Here is a 12,414-nt window from a genome sequence, read left to right on the forward strand (position 1 = left end):
ATGTCTGTCCGTTTGCCGCCGCTCAACGCGTTACGCGCGTTTGAAGTGGCGGCTCGCCATCTGAGCTTTACCCGAGCGGCCTCTGAACTTTATGTCACCCAGGCTGCGGTAAGCCATCAAATCAAATCACTGGAAGATTTTCTCGGTATTAAGCTGTTCTTGCGACGCAATCGAAAATTGTTGCTGACCGAGGAAGGTCAGCGCTATTACGCCGATATTCGCGATGTTTTCCACGGATTGCATGAGGCCACGGAGCGCTTGTTAGCCAGTGGTGAAAAGGGCGCGCTCACGGTGAGTTTGCCACCCAGTTTCGCCACCCAGTGGCTGGTACCGCGCTTACATCAGTTCAGCACCTTGCATCCGGACATCGATGTGCGGATTAAGGCGGTGGATTTTGACGAAGGCTTTCTAAACGATGATGTGGACGTGGCGATTTATTACGGTCGCGGTAAATGGCCGGGGTTGCATGCGGAAAAGCTGCATACCGAATACCTGACCCCAATGTGTTCGCCAATCATGCTGCTAAAAAGTGGTAAACCACTGAAAACACTGGATGATCTGAAATACCATATGCTGTTGCATGATCACTCCCGCCAGGGCTGGAAAGATTGGCTGCGGCATTTTCAGGTGGCTGGTATCAATGCCAATCAGGGCCCGGTATTCAGCCATACCATGCTGGTTTTACAGGCGGCCGCAATTGGCCAGGGTGTGGCGCTGGGCCACTCGGTACTGGCGCGGCCAGATATTGAGGCCGGGCGTTTAGTCTGTCCGTTTAAAGAGCGGCTGGTCAGTAAGCATGCCTATTACTTTGTTTGCCAGCAATCCCATGCTGAGTTGGGCAAAATTGTCGCGTTTCGTGACTGGCTATTGGGCGAAGTAGAAAAAGAACAGGCCGAGGAATCGTTTTAAATGAATAAGCCGTTTGCACGTATGTTATTAACGCACGGCGCGGGGGCTGGCATCTCTTCTGAGTTTATGCAGGATTTGGCACGAGCCTTAGGCGAGCAGGGCATCCTTGTTGAGCTGTTTAACTTTGCCTATATGGCAGAGCAGGAAGCCACTGGGAAAAAACGTCCACCGTCTCGTATGCCCGTGTTATTGCAAGAATTGGATGTGGCAATCAGCCTGTTACCGCAAGATTTACCCTTGATAATTGGTGGTAAGTCTATGGGCGGCCGTGCGGCGACCATGTTGTTGGATAGTTGTAAAGCCGCTGCGGCGATTGCTTATGGCTATCCGTTTCATCCACCCGGAAAGCCGGAGAAGTTGCGAACGGATCATTTACAGACATTACATAAGCCCTTGCTGATTATTCAGGGCGAGCGCGATACCTTTGGTAATGCCACAGAAATTGTAAATTATGCACTTAGCGCGAACGTGCAGACCGCGATTTTGTCGGCCGCAGACCACAGTTTTAAGCCGCCTAAACGCAGTGGCCTGACGCAGGCACAACATATACTTCAGGCAGCGCAGTTGAGCGCGGCATTTTTACGGAAACAATTATGCATTTAATGCTGTTCATCGCCGGTATTTTCGGCGCGTTGGCTGTGATCCTCGGTGCACTGGGCAGCCATGCGCTGGTGTTTAGTCCCGAACAAATGGTCAGTTGGGATGTGGCGCTACGCTACATGATGTTTCATGCCAGTGCCTTGCTGGTGGTTGCATTGCTGTATGATCGTCGTCCCGGACGCTGGTTGTTGATCAGTGGTGGGCTGATGGCGCTGGGTACGCTTTGTTTTAGTGGCAGTATCATTGTGATGTTGCTAAGCGGGATAACATTCCTGTGGCCGGTAACGCCACTGGGCGGCGTGTTACTGATGATAAGTTGGTTATGGTTTGTGGCGGGAGCCTGGTATCACAGATGAAGCAGGTGATTTTATATTGTCGGGCAGGATTTGAAGCCGATCTTGCACTGGAAATTCAAACCCGTGCCGCCGAAATCGGCGTATTTGGCTATGCGGTGCCAGTTGAAGGCAGTGCCTGGGTAAAGTTTGAGTGTTACACCGACGGCGATGCCGAACGGCTGATTAAGTCACTGGCGTTTGAAAAACTGGTGTTTGCGCGCCAGTGGTTCGCGGTGGCCGCTGAGCTTGAAAATATGCCGGCGAAAGATCGTATCAGCCCCATATTAGCGGCCTGTCAGGACTTGCCCCAATGCGATGCTTTGGTCGTCGAGTATGCAGACAATGATCAGGACCGTGAAATGGCTACCTTCTGCCGTAAATTTACCGTACCGCTTCGCCAGGCAATGCGTGGCAAAGGTCTGTTAACTGCCAAAGAAGGCCATAAGTTACCTACCTTGCATGTATTTTTGCAGGACTCAGCGAACGGATTTGTGGGGATCAGTTATCCGGCTAATGCCTCGGGCGATTACATGGGCATTAGCCGCCTGAAATTCCCATCGGCAGCGCCTAGTCGCTCCACCCTTAAGCTGGAAGAAGCGATTAATCTGTTCCTGAGCGAAAAGCAGCGTGAACAATGGTTCAAACCCGGTATGCATGGTGTGGATCTGGGAGCCTGTCCGGGCGGTTGGACCTATCAACTGGTATCCCGTGGGGTTAAAGTGCAGGCAATCGATAATGGCATGATCGATGAAAATCTGATGGCGACAGGGCTGGTAAAGCATATTCAGGCGGATGGGTTTAAATATAAACCTCAGCCTTGTCCGGTCGATTGGCTGGTGTGCGATATGATTGAGCGCCCGGATCGGGTGGCCCAACTGATGGCACAGTGGCTGGCCGATGGCTGGGCCAAACGCGCGATCTTTAACCTCAAATTACCGATGAAAAAGCGTTTTGCCAGTTATCAGCAATGTCTCGAGATCATCGATTTGGTGTTGGCCAGAGTGGGCAGTTATACCCTTAAAGCTCGTCACCTGTACCATGATCGCGAAGAGATTACGTTGTTTTTGGCCTTGGACGGCAAAGCGACTTAGCATTCTGTTGCAGCGTTTTTAATAAACGCTGCATATATTGCACGCGCTCAGTCTGATGGTCGTTACTGGGGTTGTACGTCAATTGCTCATGTAACTCACTTAGCTGGCTGAACGGCTGACTCACCGAAGCAGGCAGGCTGTGATTGACCTGATCGGCCAGCGTCGCTATGCCCCAATGAGGTTTCCGCTTTATCCCCATAGTACTTATTGTTTTCAGGGCCTGCGCATAGATACGCTGATGGGGAGGCACTTTCTTCGGCCACCAGCTTCGCCAGTAATAGGCGGCCAGCAGCAGGCTGATAGCAATGACAATGGCCAGCGAGAACAGCGTGAGTTTTAGCGGGCTTAAATTGCCCAGTAGTTGTTGCAGCAAAGATTGTTGCTGTTGACGATCAAATCCCAGCACCCAGCGACTCCATAAGTAATCCAGCTCTGCCAGTTGCAGGCGTAAACTATTTATCCAGGCGATATCCCGCAGCTTTGCCAACGCGAAGGTCTGGTCGGCCAGAAAGCTCTGCTCTTGCTCCATAGCCCGCTGTAAACCAAACTCGATACGCTGCGGCGATATCCACGCGGTCGGGTCGACACGTATCCAGCGCTGTTGCGGAGCAGACCAGTATTCGACCCACGCATGCGCGTCATACTGATAAACACTGAGAAAACCGCGTTCGTGCCATTCGCCTCCCTGATAACCGCTGACTACCCGGGCCGGCACGCCGGCCAGACGCAATAAGTACGCAACCGCGCTGGCATAGTGGCCACAAAAGCCCTGTTGATAGTCAAATAGAAACAAATCGACCATATCCCCCTGCATCGGCGGCGGTGACAGGGTGTAGCTAAAGCCCTGCTGACCCATGTAGGCTTGCACTCTACCGAGTAATTGGTTGATGTCCGGATTGTCGCGGCGCAGTTCATTGAGCCAGCGTTGGGTGCGTGGATTGCCTGCAGCGGGCAACGCCAGATTTAGTTGTACGTCAATATAGGGGTAATCTGAGCGCAGTGGCGCGTCCGGGTAGCTGCGTACTTTGTATTGCATCGCGCTGTTTAGCGGGCGCTCAGCCCACAAGGTAAAGTCAGCTTGTGGCCAGATGCGCGGATCACTGGTATTGGCGCTATCCAGCGCATATAACCAGTGCTGTCGGCTAGGCTCGGCCATTATTTCGTAATCGATGGGGGCCCCGGCCACAGGCATGGGGTGACGCAGTCCACTGTTTCTGTTGCGGGCTTGCAGTCGGCTGCGACTCTGCGCGACTGACCAGCGCTGTCCATCAAACTCCTCCATAACAATCGCACGCCAGTAGCGCTGACCGGCGCTGGGGGCATCACCATTAAATGTCGCGCGAAAGGCCAGCGAAGATGACTGTGCCAGCCGCGCTATATCGCCGGGACTGACATTATCGGCCAATCCGGTTTGCGCGCCGCCAGCCCGTGGCATACGCCAGATGGGCTCCAGTTGTGGTAATACAACAAACAGCAACAGGGCGATAGGTGCGGCTTGCAGACTCAGTATTGCCGACTCACGTAATACCAATGGCAAAGGCCCATGAGCATACTGTAGTACCAGCATGGCCAGTAAAATCGCGAAACATAGCAACGCGCTGCCGATAGCGGCCGGGATAGACTGGTCAAATACCAGCACACAGGCAGTTAAAAACAACAGCGCCACTGCCAGTTGTTGCGGATCCCTTGGTTTATTCAGGGCCAGTAATTTTAACCCAGAGGAAAAGGTCAGCAGGTTTACCATCGCCAGCATAATGCCATTACCCCAGGCAAAGTAAGCCAACGCTACGGCCCCGAGCAGGCCAAATAAATTTAATGTACGTACCGATATGCCCTGTGACTGCCATTGTAGTGAAATTGCCAGGCGCATCAGGCCAATCAGCGGCAACAAAATCAGCAACCAGATATGTAGCTGCTGCGCAAGTAGCAGGGCATTGCCCCACAATACCAGGGTAAAAATCACATGTGCGCGCGCCGGATTAAAGGTCATGTCTATATCCCGCCAGGGCACGCAAACAATCGCGGGCAAATTGTTTGCCTTTATCTGGCCCAAAGTGTTGCCTGCCTAATTGCAGGGTAAAAGGGCGCTCCTCACGTCCCGCCTGACTGACAAGATAGCTAAGCTTGCTTAATTCCTGCTCCAGCCGTGCCGGTGTGCAGGGCGGCAGTCGCAAGGCGACGGCATCGCCGGCGGGCGCTTCAAACAGCTTGGTATGCAGGCCGCGGCCCTGAGCGGCAATTTTCCAGGCGATATTAGTACGCGCGTCTTGTGGTACAGACTCACGCAGGCGATCAAAGTCTTCATTGCCGGCAGCGGTATGCTTGGCATGTAGCTCATTTTTATTACTGGCTGAGGCCTCGGGAAATCTGCTGGCCAGGGGGGCAGGGTAAACCCATACCGGTTTGGGCGGCGCCAGATAACTGCAGCAGCGAAACAGACCCAAGGGATAAAAGCATTGGACTCTGATGCGCGGTAATGGATAAACGCCACGGGTGGGCATCGGATAATCCAGCCAGTGTTGTTGTTCCTGCTGGGGCAGCGAGATGGTGAAAAACGGGCCCTGTCCATTGAAGTTAAGCAGTAAGGTACCTTTGGCGTTGGGATGATGGCACCAAAGTGAAATCGCACAGGCATTACCGGCATAAACATCTTTGATACTGCCAAAGGTCAGTTGCAGCGCGCGAAAATTCTGGTAACTGCGAAACAGGCACAGCAGCATCAAACTAAGCAAAAAATAACACATGATCAGTACCAGATTGTTCTGGTAGTTGGTGCCCAGCACAAACAGCGCGACACATAACAACACAAATAACCAGCCAAACCGGCTGGGGAAAATAAAGATATTACTCCGATTTAAGCGGTAGCGCTGGGCGGGTGGAATTCGCCGGTTCAGCCATTGCTGCTGCTTACCTGCCCACCAGCGTTGAATCAGGCGCATCAAGCAGCCAGCGGGTCGACCTGCTCCAGCAGATGCTGGCTAAGGTGTCCGTCGGACATCAGATCGGTTTGGCTGGAACGCAATCGGTGTTCACACACGGCGGCGAAAATCGCCTGTACGTCTTCGGGTACCACAAAATCCCGTCCGGCCAGCATTGCCCAGGCGCGCGCGCTGCGCAAGATTGCTTTGCTGGCGCGGGGAGAAAGGGCATGTCCCACATCTTGTGACTCACGACTTAACGTAACCAGGCGCAGGATGTAATCCACGATGGCATCGGATGCTTTAATGCTGTCAACCTTATCCTGTAGTTCCAACAGCCCCTGTGGGCTTAGCAATGCGTCTATATGTCTGCGGCCCTGATCGCTGTGGGTAAGCATACGTTTTTCGGATTGCCAATTTGGGTAACCCAGCTGGATACGCATTAAAAAGCGATCCAGTTGCGACTCGGGCAGTGGATAGGTGCCGGTATGGTGGGCCGGATTTTGCGTGGCGATGACAAAGAACGGCTCCGGTAATTTACGCGTTACACCATCGATGCTGATTTGCCCTTCTTCCATGGCTTCTAACAAGGCGCTTTGGGTTTTGGGGCTGGCACGGTTGATTTCGTCAGCCAGTAATAATTGACTGAATACCGGTCCCGCGTGAAACGTAAATTGCTGTTTGCTGCTGTCGAAGATATTTACCCCGAGTAAATCGGCCGGTAGCAAGTCGGCGGTAAACTGCACGCGGGAAAACGCCATACCCAATACTTCGGCCAGGCCATGAGACAAGGTGGTTTTGCCCATGCCGGGTAAATCTTCAATTAACAGATGTCCTTTGGCAACCAGACAGGCCATGGCCAGCCGAGCCTGATGTTCTTTACCGATAACTAATTCGGCGAGTTGTTCAATGGCCTGATTGAAAATCCCGACAGTGTGCAATTTTACTACCTCATAAAAAACGTGAGAGATAACACTATAGAAAGGATTTACTGGCAGGCACAACGAATGGGATCAGACATAGGTATAAAAAAAGCCGCGTAATGCGGCTTTTTTATTCAAATCACAGTTTAGATTTTAAATAGTTCAAGGGTTTTGCCAGCTTGTAACGCATCAGCGAATACGCGAGGCATACGGCCGATACCAGTCCAGGTATGCTCACCATTGGCATCAGTTAACTTGTATTTTACCGGGCGCTTTTGACCACTGTTCTTACGAACTTTGGGTGCAGCTACCGATTTTAAATCATCCGCCGATAATCCAGCTTCGGCTAACTGACGGGTAATTTCTTCGATTTTAGCCAGACGCGCTTTCTCAGCTTCAAACGCAGCGGCTTCTTTTTCTTTACGATTTTCGATAATGCGCGCAAGTTTCTCTGCTACTTGCTCTAACTCATCAATAGATAACTCTTTTACTGCTCCCTGTAATTTTCGTCCATGGGTTAAAACTGCAATAAAGTCGTTCATTAATCGTGATCCTGCATCAATATTTTTAGTGAATTAATAAATTGTTGGTAAAACAGATTAAAAAATATATTTAAATTATTTTAATTGCAATAAAAAACGCCCCGTAGGACGTTTTTATATCAATGTTATTTCATTACATATTAGGGTAGTTGGGCCCGCCGCCGCCCTCAGGTACAACCCAGTTAATATTTTGCGCAGGATCTTTAATATCACAGGTTTTGCAGTGAATGCAGTTTTGGCTATTGATTTGTAACTGAGGTTGTCCGTCGTTTTCACGGATGATTTCATAAACGCCCGCCGGGCAATAGCGTTGCGCAGGCTCGTCGTACTCCGGCAGGTTTTGCTGCACAGGAATTAAGCTGTCCTGCAGGCGCAAATGGCAGGGTTGATCTTCTTCGTGGTTAGTATTTGAAATATATACAGAAGATAGTTTATCAAAACTTAAAACCCCATCTGGTTTTGGGTACGCAATTTGGGGCATTTGTCGTGCCGCAATTAGCTGAGCGTGATCAGAACCTAGGTCAATAAAATTAAATGGCAGCTTACCGCCAAATAAATTTTGATCGATGGTGTTGTATGCGCCACCTAATTTACTGCCAAATTTATGCATCACCGCGCCGAAATTACGTGAACGGTATAATTCATCGTATAACCAGGACGCTTTAAATTTATCGTCAAAGTCGCTGATTTCATCATTTGCCCGATTGGCCTGAAGGGCGGTGAAAATTGACTCCGCCACCAACATGCCGGATTTCATCGCGGTATGGTTACCTTTAATTTTGGAGAAATTAAGCGTGCCGGCTTCACAGCCTGCCAATATAGCACCCGGCATGGTCATTTTGGGTAGACTGTTTAAACCGCCTTTGGCGATAGCCCGGGCCCCATAACTGACACGTTTACCATTTTTCAGGGTATTGGCGATCAGCGGGTGGTGCTTGTACCGCTGGAATTCATCAAACGGACTCAAATGCGGATTGCGGTAATTTAAGTCAATAATCAAACCCACCCAGACCTGATTATCTTCGGCGTGATACAGGTAACCTCCGCCGCTGGCATCGGTTAAGGGCCAACCACCGGTGTGTACCACAAGACCAGGCTGATGTTGCTCAGCCGGGATATCCCATATTTCTTTAAAGCCAATGGCATAGTGCTGAGGCTGAGCAGTATTTTTATTCAGCTCAAATTGTGCCATGAGCTGTTTGCCCAGATGGCCACGGCAGCCTTCAGCAAAAATAGTGTATTTGGCTTTTAATATCATACCCGGCATAAAGCCATCTTTTGGCTCGCCATCGGCACCGACGCCCATATCGCCGGTAATCACACCACCGACGGCACCATCGTCGTTGTAAAACACCTCGGCCGCAGCAAAACCAGGAAATATTTCTACCCCCAGCGCTTCAGCTTGCTGCGCCAGCCAGCGGCACATATTACCCATGCTCATAATATAATTGCCCTGATTATGCATGGTGTGTGGCGTTAATGCGGGGGGCGCTTGCCAGCTGTTTTCGGCGTCTTTTAATAAATAAATTTCATCGGCAGTGACTGCCTGACCCCGGGGCGCTTCATCCCGCCAGTTAGGCAGCAATTCATCAAGTGCTCGCGGAGAGACTACCGCGCCGGACAAAATATGCGCGCCCACTTCAGAGCCTTTTTCTACCACGCAGACCATTAACTCTTTGTTGTCGGCCTGGGCTAATTGCATCAGTCGGATAGCGCTGCATAACCCCGCAGGGCCAGCGCCGACTATCACAACATCAAATTCCATTGATTCACGTTCAATCACAACGTCACCTTGTAAACAAAACACACCTTTTTTGAAAAACAGATGTGAAGCAAAAGTTGCGGGCTAGGGTAGAAATAGTTTACGTTTACGTCAACAGGAACCTGTCGATTTCCCTCACTGATCTCACTGTAGCAGTGCATCGGCAGGTTGACAGGATAACGGCCGATTGAGGTGAATATGAAAATTCTGGTCCCGATTAAGCGGGTAATTGATTACAACGTAAAAGTACGCGTGAAGGCCGATGGCAGCGATGTAGATCTGGCCAACTGCAAAATGGCGATTAACCCTTTCTGTGAAATCGCTGTAGAAGAGGCGATTCGTCTTAAAGAAGCCGGCATTGCCGAAGAAGTGGTTGTAGTGTCGGTCGGCCCACAGGTGGTGCAGGAACAGTTGCGCGGCGCACTGGCGCTGGGTGCAGATCGCGCTATCCGTGTGCATACCGACGTGATGCCGGACTCATTGCAAGTGGCTAAACTGCTGCAAAAAGTGATGGAGCGAGAGGCGCCTCAGTTAGTTATTCTGGGTAAGCAATCTATAGATGCGGATAACAACCAGACAGGTCAGATGCTGGCTGCATTGTGTGGTTTGCCACAGGGCACCTTTGCCTCTGAAGTAAAGGTTGCTGAGGGTAAAGTTAGCGTGACCCGCGAAGTCGATGGTGGATTGCAAACCGTTGCATTGAGTCTGCCTGCCATTGTGACCACAGATTTACGCCTGAATGAACCTCGTTACGCGAGTCTGCCAAATATCATGAAAGCTAAGCGTAAACCGTTGGATGAGATTGATGCCGGCGAGTTGGGCGTCGATATGACAGCGGGCGTTAAACTTCTCAGCGTTAGAGCGCCAGCCCAGCGTCAGGCCGGGATTAAAGTCGCCAGCGTTGCCGAACTGGTGGATAAACTGAAAAATGAAGCGAAGGTGATCTGATGACAATTCTGGTAATTGCTGAACACAACAACCATCAGTTGAAAGCCGACACGGCGAAAGTTGTCGCAGCCGCGGCAAAAATTGGTGGTGATATTCATGTTTTGGTGGCCGGTGCCAATTGTGCTGAGGCGGCTAAGCAAGCACAGTCACTGGCGGGTGTAAGCCAGGTATTGGTGGCAGATAACGCCGCCTATGAGCATATGCTGGCAGAGAACATCGCGGATCTGGTGGTGTCACTGGCGGGTGATTACGGTCACATTCTGGCCGCTGCTACTACAGATGGTAAGAATTTTATGCCTCGTGTTGCGGCGTTGTGCGATGTGGCGCAGATTTCTGATATTACCGCAGTCATCAGTGCGGATACCTTCGAGCGTCCTGTCTATGCAGGCAATGCTATTGCGACGGTGCAGGCAATGCACGCGAAGAAAATTATCACGGTTCGTACCGCCGCGTTTGATGCGGTTGATATGAGTGGCAATGCGCCGCTGAGTAACCTGGATGCGGTATTTAACACGGATAAATCTGCCTTTGTCTCTGCGCAGTTGACTAAATCTGACCGTCCTGAACTGACTGCTGCGCGTGTGGTGATTTCTGGTGGTCGTGGCATGCAAAATGGCGACAATTTCAAACTGCTGGAAACCATCGCAGATAAATTAGGCGCAGCCATTGGTGCCTCCCGTGCTGCAGTAGATGCGGGATTTGTGCCCAATGATATGCAGGTAGGCCAGACAGGTAAAATTGTCGCGCCTGATTTGTATATTGCAGTAGGGATCTCCGGCGCAATTCAACATTTAGCCGGGATGAAGGACTCGAAAGTGATTGTGGCCATCAACAAGGATGAAGAAGCTCCTATTTTTCAGGTGGCCGATTATGGTCTGGTTGGGGATTTATTTACTATCCTGCCAGAGTTGGAAAACGCGTTGTAAAAATTGAAAAGGCCGCAATTGCGGCCTTTTTTAATGCTTATTCGTCGTCAGACTCGTACACATCCGGATCGGACTCGATTTCTTCTTCGATAGGTTTGCGTTTGCGCATCATCGGCGCATCACCAATATCCACGCCAGTCATGGTTTTCACGCGTTTGGCCGGTTTAACAGCTGCTTTTGCTTTCCCCGCAGCTTTGGCTTTGCTGCCGTCGCCCTTGGCTTCTTTTATCTTAGTATTAAAGCCTCTGAATTTGGCTTTGAGGCCTTCGACACTGCCAAACTGGCAGGTTTGCTGCAGGAATGCTTCAAGCGCCACAAACGATTTATAATCGTTGGGACCTACCAGTGAATACGCCAGACCTTTGTTACCGGCGCGGCCCGTACGACCAATGCGGTGTACATACTCATCCGGCAATTTGGGCAGGTCAAAGTTAATCACCAAAGCGACATTAGGGATATCCAGACCGCGCGATGCTACATCGGTGGTCACCAAAACCTGATGTTTGTTACGACCAAACTCCTGCATAACCTGATTGCGCTGGCCCTGAGTTAATCCTGCGCTGAGGCCGATGGCCAGCATGCCTTCTTCACTTAACAAAGCCGCCAATGATTCACTGTGTTCACGGGTCGCGGTAAATACAATTGCCTGTTTGTTACCACAGTCTTTTAGCAGGTGCAGTAACAGGGCTTTTTTGTGGTCGAAATGATCGGCAAAGTAGAACGTTTGCTGTATGTCCTGATGCTCTTCCGTGGCGCTACCGATGCTAATGCGTTTTGGGCCTTTAAGCATGCTCTGGGTTAAGTAGTGCAGTTCAGCGTTATCCAGCGTGGCAGAGAACATCAGAGTCTGGCGTTTACGGTGGTCAGCTGCCTGATCGATTTGTTTTAGCTGGGCGCTAAAACCTAAATCCAGCATTCGGTCAGCTTCATCCATTATCAGTAACTCAAGACCGTTGAGGAAGAGGCTGCGGTCAGTCAGGTGGTCAGCTACCCGTCCAGGTGTTCCCACCACAAACATGGGATTACGTTTCAGTGCTTTGACCTGATCGTTAAAGTTCTCTCCACCGACAATCAGTGCAGCGGTGGCCGGCATGCCATTTAGCAGTTTGCGCAGTTCATTAAATACTTGTTTCGCCAGTTCGCGGGTCGGCGCGAGGATCAGCACCCGCGGATCATTTTTCGACAGGGCTTTATTTTTCAATATCCGGTGCAATGCGGGAAATAAAAACGCAAAGGTTTTACCCGAACCGGTTTTGGATGAGGCAATTAAGTCCTTACCCAGCAAGGCATGAGGGATCGCCTGTTGCTGTATCTCGGTGGGGGCGGTTAGATTATTGATTTGAATAAAGCGTTGGATACGATGATCCAGCGGTAAGTCGGTAAATAACAAAAGTGAGTCCGCGAAAAAATAAAACTGACGCCAGTATAACTCAGATACGGGCGCCAGTTATAGCTTCGCT

At 50.8% G+C, this 12,414-nt stretch carries 12 protein-coding genes; 6 read left to right on the plus strand and 6 right to left on the minus strand.

Features of this window, described 5'->3' with window-relative positions:
• Genes TK45_RS01420 through rlmM form a run of 4 tightly spaced genes read left to right on the plus strand, consistent with a single transcriptional unit; the run spans position 1 to position 2,935 of the window.
• Positions 1-909 carry a transcriptional regulator GcvA gene (locus TK45_RS01420; RefSeq protein WP_131256834.1) on the plus strand — a complete coding sequence of 303 codons (909 nt, stop codon included), beginning with the start codon at positions 1-3 and terminating at the stop codon, positions 907-909.
• The gene (locus TK45_RS01425) at positions 910-1,512 is read left to right on the plus strand and encodes an alpha/beta family hydrolase (protein WP_131256835.1); all 603 of its coding nucleotides are present in this window, start codon (positions 910-912) and stop codon (positions 1,510-1,512) included. It begins immediately after the preceding gene.
• Positions 1,503-1,865 (plus strand): DUF423 domain-containing protein, encoded by a 363-nt coding sequence (locus TK45_RS01430; RefSeq protein WP_131256836.1) that lies wholly within the window; start codon positions 1,503-1,505, stop codon positions 1,863-1,865. Before TK45_RS01425 ends, TK45_RS01430 begins: the two co-directional genes overlap by 10 nt.
• The gene (gene rlmM / locus TK45_RS01435) at positions 1,862-2,935 is read left to right on the plus strand and encodes a 23S rRNA (cytidine(2498)-2'-O)-methyltransferase RlmM (RefSeq protein WP_131256837.1); all 1,074 of its coding nucleotides are present in this window, start codon (positions 1,862-1,864) and stop codon (positions 2,933-2,935) included. Before TK45_RS01430 ends, rlmM begins: the two co-directional genes overlap by 4 nt.
• Here rlmM and TK45_RS01440 read toward each other — a convergent pair.
• The 5 genes from TK45_RS01440 to TK45_RS01460 form a co-directional block, all read right to left on the minus strand.
• Positions 2,898-4,925, minus strand: a complete 2,028-nt coding sequence (locus TK45_RS01440; protein ID WP_131256838.1) for a DUF3488 and transglutaminase-like domain-containing protein — start codon at positions 4,923-4,925, stop codon at positions 2,898-2,900. The two genes, rlmM and TK45_RS01440, sit on opposite strands and share 38 nt — an antisense overlap.
• Positions 4,915-5,874 (minus strand): DUF58 domain-containing protein, encoded by a 960-nt coding sequence (locus TK45_RS01445; RefSeq protein WP_131256839.1) that lies wholly within the window; start codon positions 5,872-5,874, stop codon positions 4,915-4,917. The genes TK45_RS01440 and TK45_RS01445 overlap by 11 nt, the downstream gene beginning before the upstream one ends.
• Positions 5,874-6,794: a MoxR family ATPase gene (locus TK45_RS01450; RefSeq protein ID WP_254426506.1), complete on the minus strand. Its 921-nt coding sequence runs from the start codon at positions 6,792-6,794 to the stop codon at positions 5,874-5,876. Before TK45_RS01450 ends, TK45_RS01445 begins: the two co-directional genes overlap by 1 nt.
• 128 nt (positions 6,795-6,922) lie before the next feature.
• Positions 6,923-7,318: an H-NS family nucleoid-associated regulatory protein gene (locus TK45_RS01455; RefSeq protein ID WP_131256840.1), complete on the minus strand. Its 396-nt coding sequence runs from the start codon at positions 7,316-7,318 to the stop codon at positions 6,923-6,925.
• A 133-nt stretch (positions 7,319-7,451) separates the two neighbouring features.
• The gene (locus TK45_RS01460) at positions 7,452-9,098 is read right to left on the minus strand and encodes an electron transfer flavoprotein-ubiquinone oxidoreductase (protein WP_254426510.1); all 1,647 of its coding nucleotides are present in this window, start codon (positions 9,096-9,098) and stop codon (positions 7,452-7,454) included.
• Between the two features lie 180 nt (positions 9,099-9,278).
• Between TK45_RS01460 and TK45_RS01465 the strand changes: the two genes are divergently transcribed.
• Together TK45_RS01465 and TK45_RS01470 are read left to right on the plus strand one after the other, a co-directional pair.
• Complete coding sequence (locus TK45_RS01465) at positions 9,279-10,028, plus strand: electron transfer flavoprotein subunit beta/FixA family protein (protein WP_131256841.1); 750 nt, start codon at positions 9,279-9,281, stop codon at positions 10,026-10,028.
• A complete protein-coding gene (locus TK45_RS01470) occupies positions 10,028-10,954 on the plus strand; it encodes an electron transfer flavoprotein subunit alpha/FixB family protein (RefSeq protein ID WP_131256842.1) in 927 nt (308 codons plus the stop codon). Before TK45_RS01465 ends, TK45_RS01470 begins: the two co-directional genes overlap by 1 nt.
• Positions 10,955-10,991: 37 nt before the next feature.
• Here TK45_RS01470 and TK45_RS01475 read toward each other — a convergent pair whose 3' ends face one another.
• Entirely contained in the window at positions 10,992-12,344 is a 1,353-nt protein-coding gene (locus tag TK45_RS01475) for a DEAD/DEAH box helicase (protein WP_131256843.1), read from the minus strand.
• Between the last annotated feature and the right edge of the window lie 70 nt (positions 12,345-12,414).

Source organism: Bowmanella sp. JS7-9, assembly GCF_004329715.1.
Classification (GTDB): domain Bacteria; phylum Pseudomonadota; class Gammaproteobacteria; order Enterobacterales; family Alteromonadaceae; genus Pseudobowmanella; species Pseudobowmanella zhangzhouensis.

Coding starts and splice junctions, on each gene's coding strand:
- TK45_RS01425 (WP_131256835.1), top strand. CDS start 910: ATGAATAAGCCGTTTGCACGTATGTTATTAACGCACGGCGCGGGGGCT.
- TK45_RS01420 (WP_131256834.1), top strand. CDS start 1: ATGTCTGTCCGTTTGCCGCCGCTCAACGCGTTACGCGCGTTTGAAGTG.
- rlmM (WP_131256837.1), top strand. CDS start 1,862: ATGAAGCAGGTGATTTTATATTGTCGGGCAGGATTTGAAGCCGATCTT.
- TK45_RS01440 (WP_131256838.1), bottom strand. CDS start 4,925: ATGACCTTTAATCCGGCGCGCGCACATGTGATTTTTACCCTGGTATTG.
- TK45_RS01455 (WP_131256840.1), bottom strand. CDS start 7,318: ATGAACGACTTTATTGCAGTTTTAACCCATGGACGAAAATTACAGGGA.
- TK45_RS01465 (WP_131256841.1), top strand. CDS start 9,279: ATGAAAATTCTGGTCCCGATTAAGCGGGTAATTGATTACAACGTAAAA.
- TK45_RS01430 (WP_131256836.1), top strand. CDS start 1,503: ATGCATTTAATGCTGTTCATCGCCGGTATTTTCGGCGCGTTGGCTGTG.
- TK45_RS01470 (WP_131256842.1), top strand. CDS start 10,028: ATGACAATTCTGGTAATTGCTGAACACAACAACCATCAGTTGAAAGCC.
- TK45_RS01445 (WP_131256839.1), bottom strand. CDS start 5,874: ATGCGCCTGATTCAACGCTGGTGGGCAGGTAAGCAGCAGCAATGGCTG.